At 62.0% G+C, this 18,141-nt stretch carries 21 protein-coding genes; 11 read left to right on the forward strand and 10 right to left on the reverse strand.

What is annotated here, in order from left to right; all coding sequences use genetic code 11:
* Positions 1-32: 32 nt before the first annotated feature.
* The 3 genes from ACQY1J_RS16125 (at position 33) to ACQY1J_RS16135 (ending at position 1,893) form a co-directional block, all read left to right on the forward strand.
* Entirely contained in the window at positions 33-764 is a 732-nt protein-coding gene (locus ACQY1J_RS16125; RefSeq protein WP_430251969.1) for a sulfite exporter TauE/SafE family protein, read from the forward strand.
* Positions 765-829: 65 nt separating this feature from the next.
* Positions 830-1,111 (forward strand): ribbon-helix-helix domain-containing protein, encoded by a 282-nt coding sequence (locus ACQY1J_RS16130; RefSeq protein ID WP_430250307.1) that lies wholly within the window; start codon positions 830-832, stop codon positions 1,109-1,111.
* Positions 1,112-1,263: 152 nt separating this feature from the next.
* Entirely contained in the window at positions 1,264-1,893 is a 630-nt protein-coding gene (locus ACQY1J_RS16135; protein ID WP_348271842.1) for an alpha/beta hydrolase, read from the forward strand.
* Between the two features lie 55 nt (positions 1,894-1,948).
* On the opposite strand, the gene ACQY1J_RS16140 is transcribed toward ACQY1J_RS16135, so the two are convergent.
* Positions 1,949-2,836, reverse strand: coding sequence for a branched-chain amino acid aminotransferase (locus ACQY1J_RS16140; RefSeq protein WP_062579607.1), 888 nt, complete (start codon positions 2,834-2,836; stop codon positions 1,949-1,951).
* 146 nt (positions 2,837-2,982) lie between these two features.
* Positions 2,983-3,165, reverse strand: coding sequence for a hypothetical protein (locus ACQY1J_RS16145; RefSeq protein WP_113111236.1), 183 nt, complete (start codon positions 3,163-3,165; stop codon positions 2,983-2,985).
* A 211-nt stretch (positions 3,166-3,376) separates the two neighbouring features.
* On the opposite strand from ACQY1J_RS16145, the gene ACQY1J_RS16150 reads away from it, so the two are divergent.
* From ACQY1J_RS16150 to ACQY1J_RS16165, 4 genes are all read left to right on the forward strand, one after another.
* A complete protein-coding gene (locus ACQY1J_RS16150; RefSeq protein ID WP_430250308.1) occupies positions 3,377-4,105 on the forward strand; it encodes a gamma-glutamylcyclotransferase in 729 nt (242 codons plus the stop codon).
* Between the two features lie 452 nt (positions 4,106-4,557).
* A complete protein-coding gene (locus ACQY1J_RS16155; protein ID WP_430250309.1) occupies positions 4,558-6,072 on the forward strand; it encodes a phospholipase D-like domain-containing protein in 1,515 nt (504 codons plus the stop codon).
* Between the two features lie 168 nt (positions 6,073-6,240).
* On the forward strand, positions 6,241-7,065 hold the full coding sequence (locus ACQY1J_RS16160) for an aldo/keto reductase (protein WP_430250310.1): 825 nt from the start codon (positions 6,241-6,243) through the stop codon (positions 7,063-7,065).
* 193 nt (positions 7,066-7,258) lie between these two features.
* Positions 7,259-8,572 (forward strand): alpha/beta hydrolase family protein, encoded by a 1,314-nt coding sequence (locus ACQY1J_RS16165; RefSeq protein WP_430250311.1) that lies wholly within the window; start codon positions 7,259-7,261, stop codon positions 8,570-8,572.
* Between the two features lie 68 nt (positions 8,573-8,640).
* Here ACQY1J_RS16165 and ACQY1J_RS16170 read toward each other — a convergent pair whose 3' ends face one another.
* Entirely contained in the window at positions 8,641-9,657 is a 1,017-nt protein-coding gene (locus ACQY1J_RS16170; protein WP_430250312.1) for a magnesium transporter CorA family protein, read from the reverse strand.
* A 272-nt stretch (positions 9,658-9,929) separates the two neighbouring features.
* Between ACQY1J_RS16170 and ACQY1J_RS16175 the strand changes: the two genes are divergently transcribed.
* Positions 9,930-10,613, forward strand: a complete 684-nt coding sequence (locus ACQY1J_RS16175) for a spermidine synthase (protein ID WP_430250313.1) — start codon at positions 9,930-9,932, stop codon at positions 10,611-10,613.
* Between the two features lie 22 nt (positions 10,614-10,635).
* Here the strand turns inward: ACQY1J_RS16175 and ACQY1J_RS16180 are convergent, their stop codons facing one another.
* The 3 genes from ACQY1J_RS16180 to ACQY1J_RS16190 form a co-directional block, all read right to left on the reverse strand.
* Entirely contained in the window at positions 10,636-10,815 is a 180-nt protein-coding gene (locus ACQY1J_RS16180) for a hypothetical protein (protein ID WP_430250314.1), read from the reverse strand.
* Positions 10,816-10,893: 78 nt separating this feature from the next.
* Positions 10,894-11,286 carry a hypothetical protein gene (locus ACQY1J_RS16185; RefSeq protein WP_062454796.1) on the reverse strand — a complete coding sequence of 131 codons (393 nt, stop codon included), beginning with the start codon at positions 11,284-11,286 and terminating at the stop codon, positions 10,894-10,896.
* A 116-nt stretch (positions 11,287-11,402) separates the two neighbouring features.
* Positions 11,403-12,410 carry a YihY/virulence factor BrkB family protein gene (locus tag ACQY1J_RS16190; RefSeq protein ID WP_113167473.1) on the reverse strand — a complete coding sequence of 336 codons (1,008 nt, stop codon included), beginning with the start codon at positions 12,408-12,410 and terminating at the stop codon, positions 11,403-11,405.
* Positions 12,411-12,542: 132 nt separating this feature from the next.
* Between ACQY1J_RS16190 and ACQY1J_RS16195 the strand changes: the two genes are divergently transcribed.
* Both ACQY1J_RS16195 and ACQY1J_RS16200 read left to right on the forward strand, forming a co-directional pair.
* Positions 12,543-14,129, forward strand: a complete 1,587-nt coding sequence (locus tag ACQY1J_RS16195) for a helicase HerA-like C-terminal domain-containing protein (RefSeq protein WP_430250315.1) — start codon at positions 12,543-12,545, stop codon at positions 14,127-14,129.
* 8 nt (positions 14,130-14,137) lie between these two features.
* Complete coding sequence (locus ACQY1J_RS16200; protein ID WP_062579587.1) at positions 14,138-14,533, forward strand: c-type cytochrome; 396 nt, start codon at positions 14,138-14,140, stop codon at positions 14,531-14,533.
* 16 nt (positions 14,534-14,549) lie between these two features.
* Here ACQY1J_RS16200 and ACQY1J_RS16205 read toward each other — a convergent pair whose 3' ends face one another.
* From ACQY1J_RS16205 to ACQY1J_RS16215, 3 genes are all read right to left on the reverse strand, one after another.
* Positions 14,550-15,350 carry a hypothetical protein gene (locus ACQY1J_RS16205; protein WP_430250316.1) on the reverse strand — a complete coding sequence of 267 codons (801 nt, stop codon included), beginning with the start codon at positions 15,348-15,350 and terminating at the stop codon, positions 14,550-14,552.
* 71 nt (positions 15,351-15,421) lie between these two features.
* Positions 15,422-16,246, reverse strand: a complete 825-nt coding sequence (locus ACQY1J_RS16210) for a VOC family protein (RefSeq protein WP_430250317.1) — start codon at positions 16,244-16,246, stop codon at positions 15,422-15,424.
* 46 nt (positions 16,247-16,292) lie between these two features.
* The gene (locus ACQY1J_RS16215) at positions 16,293-17,045 is read right to left on the reverse strand and encodes a DUF899 domain-containing protein (protein WP_430250318.1); all 753 of its coding nucleotides are present in this window, start codon (positions 17,043-17,045) and stop codon (positions 16,293-16,295) included.
* Between the two features lie 54 nt (positions 17,046-17,099).
* On the opposite strand from ACQY1J_RS16215, the gene ACQY1J_RS16220 reads away from it, so the two are divergent.
* On the forward strand, positions 17,100-17,546 hold the full coding sequence (locus ACQY1J_RS16220) for a MarR family winged helix-turn-helix transcriptional regulator (protein ID WP_430251971.1): 447 nt from the start codon (positions 17,100-17,102) through the stop codon (positions 17,544-17,546).
* Positions 17,547-17,657: 111 nt separating this feature from the next.
* Here the strand turns inward: ACQY1J_RS16220 and ACQY1J_RS16225 are convergent, their stop codons facing one another.
* Entirely contained in the window at positions 17,658-18,080 is a 423-nt protein-coding gene (locus ACQY1J_RS16225; RefSeq protein ID WP_062453520.1) for an organic hydroperoxide resistance protein, read from the reverse strand.
* Positions 18,081-18,141: the final 61 nt, after the last annotated feature.

An 18,141-nucleotide genomic window follows, 5' to 3' on the forward strand; every position in this document is an offset into this window, starting at 1 on the left:
CTGCCGTGTTTGATTTCTTGACCTTCGACTTTCTGACGTCCGATTTCGTGATCTTCGTGGCAATCGGCTTTTTCGCGCAGATCATCGATGGCGCGCTCGGCATGGCTTTCGGCGTTCTCACCACCACTAGTCTGCTTGCTTTCGGCGTGCCGCCGGCAGTCGCCAGCGCCATGACGCATGTGACCGAGTGTTTCACGACGGCTGCATCCGGCGCCTCGCATCTCTACCATCGCAACGTCGACTGGCGGCTGGTCAAACGGCTGGCGCCGGCCGGCATGGTCGGCGGCGCGATCGGCGCCTATCTTCTGTCCAGTATCGACGGCAAGGCGATCGAGCCGTTCGTCTCGGTCTATCTGATGCTGGTCGGATGTTACATTCTCTACAAGGCCTTCCGCCCGGCCTTCAGGCGCGACATGCATGACCGGATCGTGCCCTATGTGGGCGGCGCGGGCGGCGTGCTGGATGCCATGGGCGGCGGCGGATGGGGACCGATCGTCACCAGTTCGCTTCTCGGCCGCGGCCATGAACCAAAGAAGGTGATCGGCTCCACGAACCTCACCGAATTTGCGGTAACGACGGTGATCTCGGCGACCTTCATCGCCACGCTCGGCTGGTCCGAACTGTCGTCGGCGCTCGGCCTCATCCTCGGTGGCGTGCTGGCGGCCCCGTTTGGAGCGCTGATCGTCAAGCGACTGCCGACCAAACCGCTTATGGTCGCCGTCTCCCTGATCATCATCGGTACGGCTGCGGTGCGGATCATCTGAAGCGACTTGGTCTAAACCGGGACAGATGATACACTCCCACCGAGAAGGCCTCCCGGGAGAATCCCATGCGCCACAACCGTTCTTTTACAGTCATGCTTCCTGATGATCTGGCGGATCTCGTGGACAAGAAGGTCGCGTCCGGCGAGTTTTCTGACGAGAGCGCAGTGCTGACTGAAGGTCTTCGGCAGCTGGCCGATCGCGAAGGCGAGACCGAAGACTGGATCCGCCGCGAGGTTGTGCCGACGATCGAGGCCCATGATCCTTCGAGGGTCATTCCGATGCAGGACGTGCGCCGACGCATCGAGGCGCACATGGACTTGCGTGATCAAAGCGCTCACGATCTCTAACCTTCCAGCCCATCGCAACATCCCACATCCGCTGCCCTGTACCTGTCCCTTTGGCGGCTGGCGCGCTAGATAACGGGTATCGCGGTTTCCTCCGGGGGCCGTAGCGGAGTGTTCTCCGACGTCTGATCCTCATCTGCAAAGGTATGTCTTCCATGGCCGAAACGAACAGCCCGAACCTTCTCGTCATCCTCTTGCACGGTGTCGGCTCCAGTGGCGACAATCTGGCGCCGCTTGGGGAGGAATGGGCGGGGACGCTTGGCGATGCCGTCTTCGTTTCGCCCGATGCGCCGGAGCCTTCAAGCTTTGGTGCCGGGTACCAGTGGTTCAGTGTTGCGGGCGTCACGCCGGAAAATCGCGGCGCGCGGATTGCGGCGGCACGGCCGGGGTTCGATGCCTTGATCAACGGTATCATCGCGGACAACGGCTTTGCCGGCAGGCTTGATCGGGTCGCGCTGGTGGGGTTCTCGCAAGGAACGATCATGGCGCTCGACGCGATCGCAAACGGACGGTTTGGTGTGGGTGCGGTGGTCGGTTTTTCCGGCCGGCTGTCTTCGCCCGAGCCGCTGTCGCCCTCCACGAAGATGCCGGTGTTTCTGGTGCATGGCACTGCCGACGACGTCATCCCGTCATGGGAAAGCGAACAGGCGGCCGACACGTTGGCGAAGCATGGTTTCGACGTGGAGACATCGATCGAGCCCGGGCTCGGACACACGATTTCCGGCGCCGGTGCCGGCCGCGCCGTGGAATTTCTGGCGAAAGTGTTCGGATACGAAGCGCTTTAACGCTGCAAAGAATGGTTGAGGGACGGCGCCTGGATCGGGTGCCGTCCCTCGTCAATCAGACGTCTTCGCCCTTGGTCGAGCGTGCCCAGTCCATATAAAGTTCGAGCGCCTTGCGGGCGACAGGACCTTCCTGCAGGGAGCGGTCCTCGAAACGGTTCACCGGGGCGATCTTGGAATAGTTGCCGGACGTGAAGATCTCGTCGGCATTGGCGAAATCGGCAGCAGTCAGCGTGACTTCGCGCACGTCGAAGCCGGCGCCGCGCAACAGGGTCAGCACGCGCGACCGGGTGATGCCGGCCAGGAACGTGCCGTTGGCGATCGGCGTCATGACCACGCCGTCCTTGACCATGAAGATGTTCGAGGATGCGGTTTCGGCGACATTGCCGTTCATGTCGAGCGCGAGCGCATTGTCGAAGCCGCGGCTCTGCGCCTCGACAATCATGCGGCCGCTGTTGGGATAAAGGCTGCCGGTCTTGGCGGCGGTCATGGCCACTTCGGCGCTCGGGCGGCGGAACGGCGAGACGGTCAGCGACGAGGCCTTTGCCGTGTGCATCGGTGCTTCGAACAGGCAGAGCGCAAAGCGGGTCGATTCCGGATCGGCGGCGACGACGCTGGTGGGAAGACCGTGTTCGGCCCAGTACATCGGCTTGATGTAGATCGCCGTCTTGCCGTCGAACTTCTTGACGCCTTCCAGCGCCAGCCGCTCGATCTCTTCTGCGGCCATGACCGGCTTCATGCCCATATTGATGGCCGAGCGGTTGACGCGCTGGCAGTGCATGTTGAGATCCGGAGATATGCCGTCGAACCAGCGGGCGCCGTCGAACACAGTCGTGCCGAGCCACATGGCGTGCGAGGTGGGTCCGATCAGCTTCGGATTGCCTTCCACCCACTCACCATCCACGTAAGTCCAGGTGGTGGAGCGAGGGGATGTGTCGACGGCCATGATATTCTCCTTCGGGTCTTCAAAGCTTGGCGGGGGTCGCTAAAATTTGGCGTGAATGAAATCCCCGAAGCCCTCAAGGTCAAGCGACAATCCGAGATGATTCATCACAAATATTGATGGCACCCCGAATTGCTGCCGTCTCATGGTCAGGGCGCTCGCTGCGGTGCGGGTGCCGGAAGAAGCGGCGAGTCCGATGGCTGGCGCGGACTGCCCGGCGCTCCCTGCAACAGGTTATCGCTACCCAGCTGACGACTGTCGTCCTGCATCAGGGTGATTGACAAAATGACGGCCACCAGCAGGCCAAGGACAATGAGAAACAACCAGCGCATGTATCGAAAACTCCCTCTCACGCAGAATAACGCGAACATTTCCGTCTGAAACGTTGCGTGATCCCTTCGACCAGAACAGTGGGGCCACTCTGCGGCAACGCAGCAAATCCTTCACAAACGCGGCCCAAAAACGTTGACAGCAGCCTTTCAGGCTTGCAGTCTTGCGCCTCACCTCCCGTTTACGCACTCATTTTTTTACAACGCAGAGGCCATGTCCAGATCCGGCGCCCTCACCTCAACGGCTCTCAAGTCATCGTCCATGGCGTTGACGCAGGACCTCGTCGACCTGTGTTTTCGTGACGAGATGGATCCGGGCGCACCGCCAACCTGGGAACCGCTGACGGATGCCGACTATGCCGAGATTACCGAGAGGCTGGTGGGGGATATCGGCGATGAGCCTTTGTGGATCTTTGCCTACGGTTCGCTGATCTGGAAGCCGGGCTTCGATTCGATCGCCTGCCAGCGGGCGACGGCCTATGGCTGGCATCGGTCGTTTTCGCTGCATATCGAACGCGGCCGCGGTTCGCCGGACCAGCCGGGGCTGATGATGATGCTGTCGCGGGGCGGGCGTTGCGACGGCGTGATCTACCGGGTGTCCGATTCGGAAAAGCGCGAGCAGATCGACAAGGCGCTGCGCCGCGAGGTGAGCCACAAGGACAGCTTTTCGACCTTCCGTTTTCTCCCCGTGCGGACGCAAGGCGGCGAGACGATCCGGGCGCTGACTTTCTGGGCCGGCGGCAAGAGCCCGCGGATCATCCGGCCGCTTCCGCCGCTGCAGGATGTGGCGCCGGTTCTGGCACGCGCCTGTGGCCATCGCGGTTCCTGTGCCGAGTATCTCTATAATACCGTCGTGCATCTGGCCGAATTCGGCATCCGCGACCGCAATCTCTGGCGGCTGCAGGAGATGGTGGCACGCGAAATCGAAGCGATGCACGCTTAAAAGCGTGATGCCGCCCGTCGGGGCCGGCAGTGCGAAATCTGGCACTCTCTCATAAAAGTTGAGGACGGCGGGCTCGATCCGTGTTTGAACGCTTTCGGGGGCGCGTGCGACCCCCATCGCGATGACCGGTACCGTGCCAGCGAGACCCATGACGACTCTAGCCACCATAGTGTACCTGACGGTAGCGACCGCGTTCTTCGGGATGACGTTGGCCGAGGGTGTGACACGACGGCTTCCCTGGAGCTTCGACAGGATCATGGGACTTTTGCTGTCGTGCCTGTGGCCGCTGATTCTGATTGCGATCGCGGTCAGCAGTCATCGCGATCGCAGAAATGCAGGATGACGCGGCTGCGCATTACTCCACCGATCCTTGTATATTTCCCGTAGAAGCAGCGCGGCGCTGCCCTATATCCTCGATAACCGAAAAGACGAAGACTGGGGCGACTGGATCGATGCAAAGCATCCTCAACGAAGGCGACACGTGCTGGCGGATTGCCAAGGCGGACAGACTTTCCATCATCATCGATGCAGCCGATTTCTTTCGCTTCGCCAAGCGCACAATGACGAAGGCGAAAAAGTCGATCTATCTGATCGGCTGGGATTTCGACACACGCATCCAGCTGGAGCCGGGCAAGAAGGATGGCAAGGCTGACAAGGCCGCGAAGGAAGAATGGCCCGACGAGCTTGGCAAGTTTCTGAACGCGCTCGCCGAGCGAAACAACGGGCTCGATATTCGCATTCTCAAATGGGATATCGGGCTGATCAATTCGATCACTCGCGGTGAAACGCCGTTTTATATTCTCAAATGGATGTTCGACAAGCGCATCCATCTGAAGCTCGACGGCGCGCATCCGGCGCTGTCGGCGCATCACATGAAGCTTCTCGTCATCGACGACGAAGTGGCATTCTGCGGCGGGATCGACATGACCGTCGGGCGCTGGGACAGTCGCGACCATTCGGAAGACGAGCCGTTGCGCAAGTCGCCGATGGGGTTTGCGCAAGGTCCCTGGCACGATGCCACTACCTGCCTTTCCGGCGAGGCCGCACGGGCGCTCGGCGAGGTCGCACGGCGGCGCTGGAAACTGGCAACCGACGAGACGCTCGATCCGCCCGACGAGAATACCGCCACGGAGAACGATCCCTGGCCGGACGAGCTGGAGGTCGGGTTTCGCGACATCTCGATCGGCATCGCCCGAACCGCGCCTGAATACGAGGGGCGCAGCCAGATCGTCGAGATCGAGACGGCCAAGCTTGCGATCATCGGTTCGGTGAAAAAGACGCTTTATGTCGAGAGCCAGTATTTCGCCTCGCGCCGTATTGCAGAGGCCATGGCGGAACGGCTGAAGGAGCCCGACGGACCGGAAATCGTGCTGATCAATCCGGAGGGCTGCGAAGGCTGGCTGGAAGCCAAGGCGATGGACAGCGCCCGCATTCGGCTGATGAAGATGGTGAAGGACGCCGATGTTCATGATCGCTTCCGGATCTACTACCCTGTCAACGAAGCCCGCACGTCGATCTATGTTCATGCCAAGATGATGTTTGCCGACGACCGGATCGTGAAGATCGGCTCGGCCAATCTCAACAACCGCTCGATGGGCTACGATACGGAATGCGACCTCATCCTCGAGGCGCAGCCGGGTGAGGACACGCTGAGCGCCAAAATCGTCAGCACCCGCGACGATCTCATCGCCGAACATCTTGGGCGCGAACCGCAGGAAGTGCGTGACGCGGTCGCAGCGCATGACGGGTCAATCATCGCGGCCATCGAGGCGTTGAACCGACAGAGCGGCCGAGGTCTTCTGCCGGTCAAGATGCGGGAGCTGAGTGCCGACGAGGAATTGCTGGCTGAATCGGACATTGCCGATCCCGAGCGACCAAGCGGCGTGCGGTACCGGACATCAAACTTTCTGAAACAGCGGTTCGGTCGAGTCGCGAGACGGGCGAAACGGGCGCGCAAAGAGACCTGACGAGGCCGATTGCGCGGCCTCCAGCGCCTTCTTTCGAGCCGATTTGTCGCATCCGGTCGGGTGATCCTGGGCCGGTCTCTGCTTGATCGCCGGATTTCACGGCCCATCTAGAGTGTGCCTCTTCTTTGCCCGGCTCCCCGGCGGGCCCCCTTTTCCAAGGAGCACATGATGCAAACCGTCAACGCAAACGGCGCCCATATCCCAGCTCTCGGTTTCGGCACGTTCCGCATGCCCGATGCGGATGTTCATCGCATTCTGCCGCAAGCCCTTAAACTCGGCTTCCGCCATGTGGACACTGCGCAGATCTACAAGAACGAGCAGGCCGTCGGCGAGGTTATTCGCCAGTCGGGCATTCCGCGCGACGACATCTTTCTCACCACGAAAGTCTGGGTCGACCGCGTCGGTCACGATGCCTTTATCGCTTCGGTGGACGAAAGCCTTGCCAAGCTGAAGACGGATCACGTCGACCTTCTGCTTCTGCACTGGCCGCAGAGCGAAATGCCGCTGGCCGACCGGATGGGGGCACTGAACGAGCTGAAAACCGCGGGAAAGGTCAAGAATATCGGCGTTTCCAACTTCTCGACCGCGCTGATGGCCGAAGCGGTCAAGCTGTCCGATGCGCCAGTTGTCAACAACCAGGTGGAGTATCACCCCTATCTCGACCAGACCAAGGTGCTGATGGAAGCGCGCAAGACCGGCATGTCGGTGACCGCCTATTACCTGATGGCCGATGGCGCGGTGCCGAAGGACGAGGTGTTGAAGGATATCGGCGCCAAGTACAAAAAGTCCGCAGCCCAGGTCGTGCTGCGCTGGGCCGTGCAGCAGGAGGCCGTGATCGCGCTGTCGAAGACTGCGACGGAAAGCCGGCTGCCGGAGAATTACGACATCTTCGACTTCTCGCTCTCGCCGCAGGAAATGGAAGCGGTGTTTGCGCTGTCGCGGACAGACGGACGCATCGTATCGCCGGTGCATCTCGCGCCAGAGTGGGACTGATCCGGCTTTAAGGCCTCCGTCCTAAACACAGGTCTGTTGGGTCGCTTCCCACACACTCCCGCCGTGATTTGTGTGGGATCCCGCCCAATTGACCGGCGAGCCTCCCCCATGCGGCAGCCGAGGCCACGTCTTCTCTTGCCTCTCCCAGCCAGAACCATAGGTCTTGTCACGGGCTGGAAGAGGAGGAGTTTTCATGCATTTCAGAACGATATTGATGTCCGCGGCGGCGGTGGTTGTTACCGCCCTGCCCGCCAGCGCGCAGCAAAAGCCTGCGGACCCGGCGCCGAAGGACTGCCCGAGTTCGATGCCTGTAGGGACCGAGTGCTTTGCGGGTCAGGATCTGCACGGCGCCTATTACTGGATCGCCAAACCGAAGGACTGGAACGGCACGCTCGTTGTCCATGCCCATGGCGGGCCGCGCACCGCAAAGCCTACGCCGGACGATCCGGTCGAGGATCTCGAGCGTTTCGCGGTCACCGTTCAGGAGGGCTATGCCTGGGCCGGTTCCAACTATCGCCGCGAGGGTTATGGCGTGCGGATGGCGGCGTCCGATACCGACACTCTGCGCCAGATCGCGATCGCGCTTCTCGGTGAGCCGAAGCATGTCCTGCTGCACGGCCAGTCCTGGGGCGGCAATGTGGCGGCGAAGACGGCCGAACTCTACGCACTCGACTGGCGCGGCCAGAAGAATTACGACGGCGTGGTGCTGACCAGCGGCTTGCTCGCCGGCGGCGGCCATGGCTATGACTTCCGCGCCGATCTGCGGGCCGTCTACCAGTATTACTGCAAGAACCATCCGCGCGCCGACGAAGTGCAGTATCCGGTCTGGCAGGGCCTGCCCAAGGGCGCGAAGATGTCGCGCGACGAGCTGCAGCAGCGGGTCGACGAATGCACCGGCATCTCGCTTGCGAAGGACAAGCGGTCGCCAGAGCAAGCGAAGAACCTCGCCAATATCCTCGCCGTCACCAAGGTGCCGGAAAAGACGCTGGTGGCGCATTTGAGCTGGGCGACCGGGTTGTTTTCCGACATCGTCTGGCGGCGGATGGATGGCAAGAACCCGTTCGACAACGCTGACGTGCAGTACAAGGGATCGGACGATGACGCGGCGCTGAACAAGGGTGTCGAGCGGTTCAAGGCGGATCCGCAAGCGGCTCGGCTGATGGCCTATGATGCCGATCTCACCGGCCAGATCGTCGCGCCGACCATCACCCTGCACGCCAAGAACGATCCGACCGTGTTTGTCGATCACGAGGCGATCTATCGCCAGACGGTGGATAAGGCTGGCAATGGCGAGCTGCTGGTGCAGAATTTTTCCGACGAGGCGGAGCATTCCAAGCTCTCGACGCCGCAATATGCAGCGCTTTTTTCCGCCATGTTGAGCTGGATCGACAAGGGCGAGAAACCGACGCCGCAGACGGTGGCAGCCCTGTGTGCGGAGAAAGCCGAGACCTACAAAGAGCCTTGCAGGTTTCTGCCGGATTTCGTGCCGCAGATCCAGGAACGCTAGAGAGCGTCTTGCCGCGTAGATCAGGCTAGGACGGGCGGAGCACGTGCTCCGCCCGTCTTCGTTTGTGACTACAGCCAGCCCTTACGGCGGAAGTAGAGATAGGGCAGCGCCATCGAGACGATCATCAGGCAGAGCGCCAGCTGATAGCCGTAATGCCATTGCAGTTCCGGCTGGTTGGCGAAGTTCATGCCGTAGACCGATGCGACGAGCGTCGGTGGCAGGAACACGACGGACGCAACCGAGAAGATCTTGATGATCTGGTTCTGCTCCAGATTGATCAGGCCCAGCGTCGCGTCGAGCAGGAAGTTGATCTTGCCGGACATGAAGGCCGAGTGATCGCCAAGCGAGGTGGCATCGCGCTGCAGCAGTTTCAGGCGCTGGCGCATTTCCTTGGGCAACTTGCGATCGACACCATCGAGGGCGGCATAATAGGCGACGACGCGCGAGACGCTGACGAGGCTTTCGCGCACGACGGTGATGAACTCGCCCTTCTGGCCAATCGCCCGGATCAGTTCCTGCAGGTCGCGCGTCTTCTTGTTGACCTTGGAGGCCTTGGCCGCAAAGATATCGCGCGAGATCTGGTCGATATCGTTGCCGAGCCGCTCCAGCGTATCCGCCATGCGGTCGATGATCGCCTCCACCAGACCGGTCATGATCAGTTCGCCGGTTGCCGAATGGAGGCCGAGCCCATTGCCCTTGCGGGCACGCGCCATGAACGCATCGAAGGGACGCGGCTCGGAATAGCGCACGGTAACGAGAACCTGGCCCTTGACGATAAAGGTGACGGGAACCTTGTGCGGCGTACCGGCATCCGGGCGCGTCAGCACGGTCATGGTCATGAACTCGGCGCCGTCTTCCTGGTAGAGCCGGGAGGACAGTTCGATATCCTCCATCTCGTCCTGGGTGGGAATGGTAACCCCGAGGCGGGAGCCGACATCGCGCTCTTCCTTGGCCGTCGGGTTGATCAGGTCGTACCAGATCACAGGCGGCTGCGGAGCAACAGACGTCGTATCGGCGGCTGCACTGGCGATTACGGCGTCGGCCGCGACAAGGCGGTCGTGATCATAGGCATGGATACGCAGCATGACGGCTCCTATTCCGGACCATTGAGGTCCCCGGAGCGCATCACCGATATGAACGGTTCAGAGCCCCGAAGCGGCAGGTCTATCTGTTGACGTCGAACTTCGACTGTCGGGGTTCATCTCAGTTTGTCCTTTGAAAGAGCGGCACCCGAACGGGTAGCGCTTTGCGCGTGAAATGGCGCGGATATCGCGGAAAGTCAACTCCCCGCAGCGCAGCATTGACCCGTCCGTTGCGCTTCTGTAGCAAAGCCGCTCCGACCAAGAGGTATCCCCCTATGCTGCCCTGGATCCAGCTCGACCGCGCAACCATTCCCGGCGCCCTGCCCGGCGAGGAAGGCGAGCTGCGTCTGAAGCAGCGCGGCCAGGAATTCTCCATCATGCTCGGCACCAACGAGCTGATGAACAGCCGCCTCAGCGGTTCGGAAGAAGCGCTGGCGACACTCGCGCAGGAGAAGATCGGCAAGAGGGCGAAGCCGTCGATGCTGATCGGCGGGCTCGGCATGGGGTTCACGCTGAGGGCAGCGCTTGCAGTTCTGCCCGAGGATGCGCAGGTGACCGTGGCCGAGCTGGTGCCGACCGTGGTCGACTGGGCGCGCGGGCCGATGGCGCCGGTCTTCAAGGGCTGCCTCGACGATCCGCGCGTGACGATTTTTGAAGGCGATGTCAGCGAGCTGATCCGCTCCTCGACTGGCGCCTTCGATGCGATCCTGCTCGATGTCGACAACGGACCGGACGGATTGACGCGGGCCTCGAACGACCGGCTCTACACGATGAGTGGTCTCTACGCTGCACGTTCGGCGCTGCGGCCCGGCGGCGTTCTCGCCGTCTGGTCGTCAGGGCCCGACGCGGGCTTCACCCGGCGGCTGAAGGAAGTGGGATTTCAGGCTGACGTGGTGAACACGCGCGCCAATGGCAAGCGCGGGGCAAAACACGTGATCTGGCTGGCAGCCAAGGGCTGACGTTCGGCCGGCTTTGTTTTGTTCAGACGCCCGGAGGGGCGCTGCCGGCGAACTGGAAATAGAGGAATGCCAGGACCAGACCCGCGATAATGGCGACCCAGAACAGCATGCGCTTCGCACCGGGCGCCATGTTCTTGAACGGCGACTTGCGCGGTGGCTTGACCGGTTTCGGACGCTGGAACTTGATGATGTTGTCGCTCATCGCCGACCTATAGCATAGCTGATGATTTAGAAAAGCCGCCGGCAGTTGTGCCAGCGGCTTTCGGATTGCGTTTCGAAATCAGACGAACTGGCTGAGGCCAGGCACCGATGCGATGACCGTATCGACGGTTTCGTCGCCGGCGTGTTCGCGTGCGACAGCCATGGTTTCCTTGGCGAGTGCTGTGATCTCGCCCATGCCGAGGCCCTGCGACATCAGCTGCTGGCCGAGCGTCATGATGCCGCCGCCGCCGAAGCTCGACATCAGGCCGCCGAGCAGACCACCGCCACCGGCACCTTCGCCGTTGAATTTGCCGACCAGTTCCGGCGCGCCGGGAATGGCTTCGATCATCCGCGCCACGGCAGCGTCATCCGCCTCGCGCTGCAGGAAGCCCAGCATCATGCCGATCGCCTTTTCGGCGGCATCAGGTGCAAGACCGACGCGGTCGGCAACGCGGGTAACCATCTCGTTCATCAATATCTCCTCAGTTTTGACGTTCACGTCAAGGTCATACATAGACTCGTGCCGGATGCCAACAGGCGTGTTCCAACTGGTGCCACGCAGCCCGGGTTGGCGCAACCGGCGGCTTATCAATCCTCGGCGGCGACACCGACCGTATCGGCCATTTCAGCGCCGCGCGCCCCCATCGGCTTCGGATGGCCGGTGGTAGAATCGACCGCGGTCTGGTGCTCAAGCTCGGCGTTGATCTCGGCTCCGACAACCACGATGATGACGGATACCCATGTCCAGACCATGAAGCCGATCAGCGCGCCGAGCGTGCCATAGGTGGCATTGTAATCGGCGACGTTGGCCAGATAGTAGGACACGCCGAGCGAGGCGAGAAGCCAGAAAATGGTGGAAAAGGCAGCACCCCAGGTCAGCCACTGGATCTTCGCCGGCTCGCGGCTGGGGCCGAACCGGTAGAGCGCCATGATGCCGAGCGTGACGAAGACCATCATCAACGGCCAGCGGGCGATGCGGATGATCATTTCCGACCACTGGTCGAGCCAGAAATATTTGAGCAATGCCGGGACCACGCCCATGGCAAACAGGATGACGATGGCAATCAGCATCGCGCCGAGCGTGAAGAGCAGCGACATCAGGTTGAGCTTGACGATGCCGCGCTTTTCCTGCTCGCCGTAAGCGACATTCATGGCCTCGAACAGCGCCTTCATGCCGTTGTTGGCGCTCCAGAGCGCCAGCGCCAGACCCGCGATCAGGCCGATCGACAGCGTTGCGCCGCGTTCGCTTGAGAGGGCCCGGACCTGATCGAGGAAGATGTTCAGCCCTTCGGCGGGCATGATCGTGCTCAGAAACGCGATCCGATCGGCAATCGTCACTGGATCGGCGACGAAACCGTAGATCGACACGAGCGCGCTTGCGGCGGGAAACAGCGCCAGCAACAGATAATAGGTGACGCCGGCGGCGATCAGCGTGATGCGATCTTCGGTTACGCCGGCATAGACGCGCCAGAACACGTCTTTGAGGCCGCGGGCCGGAATGCCCATCGGGCCATCCGCATGGCGGCCCCTCTGTGCGTCGCGCACGCCTTGCGCATCGAGTGTCCGAGTTCCCGCCGGTCCGGCTGTGTCCGTCATCGTCACGTATTCACCCCTCTTCTGCCGCCTCTCGCGCCAGTTTTCACTTGGCCGATTTTCAGCCGTTGCCCGGCTCTTCAGCGCATCCTATAAAAGCCACAGATTGAACGCGTTTAGGGAGCGCATAGTTGCATGGCGAATATTGATGCGGACGATCAGGCGAAACTCTTTATCGGCGGCAGTCGCAACCCTGACGACACGTTGAACAAGGCCGAATTCCTCGACATGAAATTCGGCAACCGCCACGGGCTGGTGACCGGCGCGACCGGCACCGGCAAGACCGTGACGCTGCAGGTTCTGGCCGAGGGCTTTTCGCGGGCCGGCGTTCCCGTTTTTGCATCCGACATCAAGGGCGATCTTTCCGGCGTCGCGGCCAAGGGCGAGCCCAAGGATTTCCTCGCCAAGCGCGCCGAGCAGATCGGCTTTGTCGATTACGAGTTCGAGCAGTTCCCGGTGATCTTCTGGGATCTCTACGGCACCAAGGGCCATAGGGTTCGCACGACGATCGCCGAGATGGGGCCGCTTTTGCTGGCCCGTCTGATGGATGCATCCGAACCGCAGGAAGGTGTGCTCAACATCGCCTTCAAGCTGGCCGACAAGGCCGGGCTGCCGCTGCTCGATCTCAAGGACCTGACATCGCTCCTGAATTACATGGCCGAGAACGCGTCGGAACTATCCAAGGAATTCGGCCTCATTTCCAAGGCTTCGGTCGGCTCGATCCAGCGGGCGCTGCTGGTGCTGGAACAGCAGGGTGCCGAGCATTTCTTCGGCGAACCGGCGCTGAAGATCACCGACATCATGCGGGTAAACCCGAATTCCGGTTACGGCCAGATCTCGATCCTTGCCGCCGACAAGCTGATGATGAACCCGCGGCTCTACGCGACCTTCCTTCTATGGCTGCTGTCGGAACTGTTCGAGGAACTGCCCGAGGTGGGCGATCCGGACAAGCCGAAGCTGGTGTTCTTCTTCGACGAGGCGCATCTTTTGTTCGACGAAGCGCCGAAGGTTCTTCTCGACCGCGTCGAGCAGGTGGTGCGGCTGATCCGCTCCAAGGGCGTCGGCGTCTATTTTGTCACCCAGAACCCGCTCGACGTGCCGGAAAGCGTTCTCGCCCAGCTCGGCAACCGGGTGCAGCATGCGCTGCGCGCCTATACGCCGCGCGAGCAGAAGGCAGTAAAGACCGCCGCCGACACGTTCCGGCCGAACCCGGCCTTCGATTGCGCGACAGCGATCACCCAGCTCGGTACCGGCGAGGCGCTGGTTTCGACGCTCGAGGGCAAGGGTGCACCATCGATGGTGGAACGGACGCTGGTCCGCCCACCCTCGGGACGGATCGGTCCGCTGACCGATGCGGAGCGGCAATCGGTGATGGATCGCAGCCCGGTTCTCGGGATCTATGACGAGGATCTCGACCGCGAAAGCGCCTTCGAAATGCTGGGCGCCCGGGCAAAGCAGGCCGCCGATGCAGCCGCTGCCCGCAAGGCGCAGGATGAACTCGAGCCCGCACCGCCTGCCGGCTCCGGCGAAACCACCGGCTGGACCCTGCCCGGCTTCGGCAACAAGGACGAAGACGAGCCGAAGGGCCGCAGAACCGTCGGCCGCTCCGGCTACCAGCGCGAGACGATCATCGAGGCGGCCATGAAAAGCGTGACGCGCACCGTCGCCACCCAGGTGGGCCGGGCGATCGTGCGCGGCATTCTGGGCAGTCTGAAGCGGTGACCGGGCGGATGCACAAAGCGGCAAGGACAGGGCTCTGCGCCCTCGCCCTTGTTGCGCTCGCCTTTTCCTCGACCGCGCAGGCGGCAGATGCCGGCAACGGCAAGCGGGTGTACCAGAAATGCGTCGCCTGTCATGTGGCCGACCGGGAGACCAACCGGTTCGGCCCGCATCTCAAAGGCGTCGTCGGGCGACCGGCAGCGCAAGTTCCCGACTACAAGTATTCGCAGGCGATGAAGGATGCAGGCGCAGCCGGTCTCGTCTGGGACGACGCGGCACTGTCCGCCTTTCTCTCGAGCCCCAAGAAGAAAGTGCCGGGAACCAGCATGCGCTTCTTCGGACTGTGGACCCAGGCCGAGATCGACGACGTGATCGCTTACCTCAAGACGACCGCGCAAGAAGAGTGACGGCCGGGAACGGTCGTCAGCCGTTCGGGTAAGCAGCCGAGACGGGCACGAATTCGTCGTCGCGGACGGGTGCGGCAGGGGCTGCTTGCGAGCCCGCGAGTGCCTTTTCGCGCCAGGTTTCGAGGAGCCAGGCAAGCTGTGTATAATCGAGCCCGTAGGCATCGTGCAGGCCGGAATTGCGGCCGGTCGCATCGCGGCTCATGCGGATCAGCGCGGTTTCCGGAAGCGTGACATCGTCGAACACGACCATCTTCATCTCCAGCTTGGGCAGGAACCGCACGGAGATTGGCGTCATTGCGCCCGCCTTGAAGCCTTCGACATCCTGCCAGCGCCAGACTTTGCGACGTCCGAGCGTGACCATGGTGAAGCCGTCGCCATCCAGTTCCAGCCGCTGACCGACAAGGACGCCCGCCATCATGACGGAGGCGCAGAGCGACAGGAAACCGACGCCCAGCCAGAGAATGACCTGTCGCAACGCCGGCATTGGCGGATCGGTGGGGTCGGCATCCAAAAGCAGAAACAGAAGCAGGACGGCGAAGGCTGCGCAGCCGACGGCCAGCGAAAAATAGCGGACGCGGCTGGAATAGAGGGTGACCGGACCGGGAAAGCGCGAAATCAGCGTTGCGGCATCCACCCGCCTTCGGTGGAAGGTTTGCGGCCAGAGCATATGCGCAAAAACGAAGGCGCCTGCCCCGAACAAGGCGAGCACCGGCCAGCCGCCCCGGAAACCCGTCAGGATCATGACGATGCCGGAAAGGGCCAGGAACGTGCTGATGCTAAAGAAAACAAGGCTCAGCGGACGGGGCAATGGATGCATGAGTTGGTCCTCCGGCCTTATGCGTGAAGGTGCAATTAGGCCTGACGAGGACAGGTTCAAGGTTTCGGGGATCAGGAGCGCTTCGGAGCGACGAGGCAGAAGAAGGCGCCCTGCGGATCGGTGGCCTGGACGATCCAGCTTCCGCCGGGCACTTGCATCGGCCCGAACACGACACTACCGCCGCCGGCCGTGATGCGCTCGATGGCCGCGTCAATCGCCTCGACGTTGAAGTAATAGGACCAGCACGGCGCAGGCACCGTGTCCGGTTTCGTCATCATGCCACCGATCGCCTGGCCGGGATGGCCGTCATAGGCAAAGATGCGGTAGACGCCCATCTCGCCCATGTCCATGTCATGGTCCTTCGCCCAACCGAACACGCTTCCATAGAATTCGAAAGCCTCCTCGCCGTTGCCCGCCATCAGCTCGCACCAGCCGAGATTGCCGGGATCGGCGGGGCCGAGCTGGCGGGGCGGGTTTGCCGGCCGGATCGGCGTCATGATGCAGAGAACCGCCCCATGCGGATCGGCCACAACAGCAAACCGGCCGACGCCCGGGATATCCTCCGGGTCGCGCTGGATGCGTCCGCCAAGCGAAACGAAGTCCCTCGCCGTTTCATCGACATCGTCGACGGCGACATAGCCGGTCCAGTTCGGCGGCATCTTGCCTTCAAGCTCCGGCGGAAAGTGCATCATGCCGCCGATGCCGGGGCAATTCTCGCCCTCGCCCATTTCGAACAGGAAATAGGACGGCATATCGGGCATGGCGAGTTCGCGGACATTCCAGCCGACCACCGAGGCGTAGAACCTGCCCGCCGCTGAAGTATCTGACGTGATCAGTTCGCACCAGATGAACTTTCCATGCGTGTCCGAACGGGATTTCGAAACGATCTGCAGCATGCCCATCTCCCTCTTGTGTGTGTTGAACGGACCCGGCGACAAGCTCTCAATGGCAGCAGGATGACGCCTGTTGCTCGGGCTTTGCCGCATATTCGTCGTGGCGCTTGAGGAAGCTCATCGTCTTGTCCTCGTTGCGGCCGAGCGGCGCGCGGTCGAGCAGCATCAGCGTGCCGATCACCTCCTCCGGGCCGCGGGCATAGGTGGAATAGGTATGGAAGATCTCGCCGGCCTCATTCCTGTAGAAGGCGGACAGACCCGGAAGCTCCTCGAAACCTTCGCTCGCGGGCATGGCGCGGAAATTGTAGTTGATCGTCTCGCCCTGCATCTCTTCTTGCGTGAAGGAAACGCGATAGTCGTGGTTGAAATCCGTGGCGTAGGACGAGACCCAGGGAAACTGCCAGTTCATGCGGGCCTTGTACGCCTCGATTTGCCCCAACGTGCCGCGCGAGACGGCGACGAGCGTGACGTCGTGATGGTTGAGATGGACGAGCGTTCCGTCGAAATGGTCTGCCATGAAGGAGCAGCCGACACAGCCTTCGCTCCAGTCGGGTCCGAACATGAAGTGATAGATCAGCAGCTGGCTGCGTCCGGCAAAGAGATCGGACAAGGTCTTGCCGCCCTCCGGCGTGTCGAAGACATAGTCCTTGTCTACCCTCACCCAGGGCAAGGCACGGCGCGCGGCGCGGACCGTGTCACGCAACCGCGTTTCCTCCTTCTCGAGCGCCAGAAGCTCGAGCCGCGCCTTCAGCCACTCGTCTTTCGACAGGACGGCATTGGTCGGGAATGCGCTGACATCCATAAGAACCTCCCCTTTCTTGACAGAATAGGTTGATATCAACATAATATGCCCATGCTGTCAAATGTCGATTCGGTTCCGTTTTCCGCCACGCTTCATGTGCGCGACACCTGTCTTTGCCTGCATGTGCAACGGGCAGCGCGAGCCCTGGCGCGAACCTTCGATACGGCGCTGAAGCCGGTTGGATTGAACAATGGCCAGTTCTCACTGATGATGTCGCTCAACCGACCACAGCCGGCGACGATGAAATCCGTCTGCGACCTGCTTGCCATGGACCGCACGACGCTGACTGCGGCCCTCAAGGTGCTGCAGGCACGCGGCTGGATCGGCAGCGCCGTTGACCCGAAGGACAAGCGCGGACGGCTCCTGACACTGACGGAGGATGGCCGCGCGGTTCTGGCGAAAGCCCTGCCGATCTGGGAAGCTACGCATGCAGAGCTCGATGTCACGCTGCCCGGCGGCAATGCGGCCCAGCTGCGGGACTCGTTGAAGGCTGTGAGCTGAATCAAATCGGCTGGAATCTCGCGCAAACAAAAAGCGGCCGAAGCCGCTTTTCGCCGTCGCGCACGGGCAGTCCGAGAACCGAACAGCCCGCCGGACCATTGTTTTAAAGCTTTACTCGACGGTGACCTGAACTTCGGTCGAAGTCCGCATCGCGTGGCTGTAAGGGCAGACGATATGCGCCTTGGCGACCAGGTCTTCGAGCTGGGCGCGTTCGATGCCGGGGGCGTTGACCGAAAGCGAGACTTCGATGCCGAAGCCGCCGCCATCTTCGCGCGGGCCGATGCCGACCGTTGCGGTGACCTTGGCCTCGTCAGGGATCTTCACCTTTTCCTTGGCAGCGACGGCTTTCAGCGCGCCGAGGAAGCAGGCGGAATAACCAACTGCAAACAGCTGTTCCGGATTGGTGCCGGTGGCGCCATCGCCGCCGAGTTCCTTCGGAACCGTCAGCGTGACGTCGAGCACGCCGTTGTCGGAAGCACCGTGGCCGGAGCGGCCACCGGTTGCGGAACCCTTGGTCGTGTAGAGAATGGGCATGGAGTAACTCCCTTGGTGATAGGTATTGCCGGCTCATCGCGCGCACATTCGATGGCACGAA

The sequence above is a fragment of the Neorhizobium sp. DAR64860/K0K1 genome, assembly GCF_050500205.1.
Taxonomy (GTDB): domain Bacteria; phylum Pseudomonadota; class Alphaproteobacteria; order Rhizobiales; family Rhizobiaceae; genus Neorhizobium; species Neorhizobium soli.

Bases quoted from the DNA above. Each gene is read 5' to 3' on its own strand.
- ACQY1J_RS16130 (WP_430250307.1), top strand. From the start codon at position 830: ATGCGCCACAACCGTTCTTTTACAGTCATGCTTCCTGATGATCTGGCG.
- ACQY1J_RS16135 (WP_348271842.1), top strand. From the start codon at position 1,264: ATGGCCGAAACGAACAGCCCGAACCTTCTCGTCATCCTCTTGCACGGT.
- ACQY1J_RS16140 (WP_062579607.1), bottom strand. From the start codon at position 2,836: ATGGCCGTCGACACATCCCCTCGCTCCACCACCTGGACTTACGTGGAT.
- ACQY1J_RS16145 (WP_113111236.1), bottom strand. From the start codon at position 3,165: ATGCGCTGGTTGTTTCTCATTGTCCTTGGCCTGCTGGTGGCCGTCATT.
- ACQY1J_RS16150 (WP_430250308.1), top strand. From the start codon at position 3,377: ATGTCCAGATCCGGCGCCCTCACCTCAACGGCTCTCAAGTCATCGTCC.
- ACQY1J_RS16155 (WP_430250309.1), top strand. From the start codon at position 4,558: ATGCAAAGCATCCTCAACGAAGGCGACACGTGCTGGCGGATTGCCAAG.
- ACQY1J_RS16160 (WP_430250310.1), top strand. From the start codon at position 6,241: ATGCAAACCGTCAACGCAAACGGCGCCCATATCCCAGCTCTCGGTTTC.
- ACQY1J_RS16165 (WP_430250311.1), top strand. From the start codon at position 7,259: ATGCATTTCAGAACGATATTGATGTCCGCGGCGGCGGTGGTTGTTACC.
- ACQY1J_RS16170 (WP_430250312.1), bottom strand. From the start codon at position 9,657: ATGCTGCGTATCCATGCCTATGATCACGACCGCCTTGTCGCGGCCGAC.
- ACQY1J_RS16175 (WP_430250313.1), top strand. From the start codon at position 9,930: ATGCTGCCCTGGATCCAGCTCGACCGCGCAACCATTCCCGGCGCCCTG.
- ACQY1J_RS16180 (WP_430250314.1), bottom strand. From the start codon at position 10,815: ATGAGCGACAACATCATCAAGTTCCAGCGTCCGAAACCGGTCAAGCCA.
- ACQY1J_RS16185 (WP_062454796.1), bottom strand. From the start codon at position 11,286: ATGAACGAGATGGTTACCCGCGTTGCCGACCGCGTCGGTCTTGCACCT.
- ACQY1J_RS16190 (WP_113167473.1), bottom strand. From the start codon at position 12,410: ATGACGGACACAGCCGGACCGGCGGGAACTCGGACACTCGATGCGCAA.
- ACQY1J_RS16195 (WP_430250315.1), top strand. From the start codon at position 12,543: ATGGCGAATATTGATGCGGACGATCAGGCGAAACTCTTTATCGGCGGC.
- ACQY1J_RS16200 (WP_062579587.1), top strand. From the start codon at position 14,138: ATGCACAAAGCGGCAAGGACAGGGCTCTGCGCCCTCGCCCTTGTTGCG.
- ACQY1J_RS16205 (WP_430250316.1), bottom strand. From the start codon at position 15,350: ATGCATCCATTGCCCCGTCCGCTGAGCCTTGTTTTCTTTAGCATCAGC.
- ACQY1J_RS16210 (WP_430250317.1), bottom strand. From the start codon at position 16,246: ATGCTGCAGATCGTTTCGAAATCCCGTTCGGACACGCATGGAAAGTTC.
- ACQY1J_RS16215 (WP_430250318.1), bottom strand. From the start codon at position 17,045: ATGGATGTCAGCGCATTCCCGACCAATGCCGTCCTGTCGAAAGACGAG.
- ACQY1J_RS16225 (WP_062453520.1), bottom strand. From the start codon at position 18,080: ATGCCCATTCTCTACACGACCAAGGGTTCCGCAACCGGTGGCCGCTCC.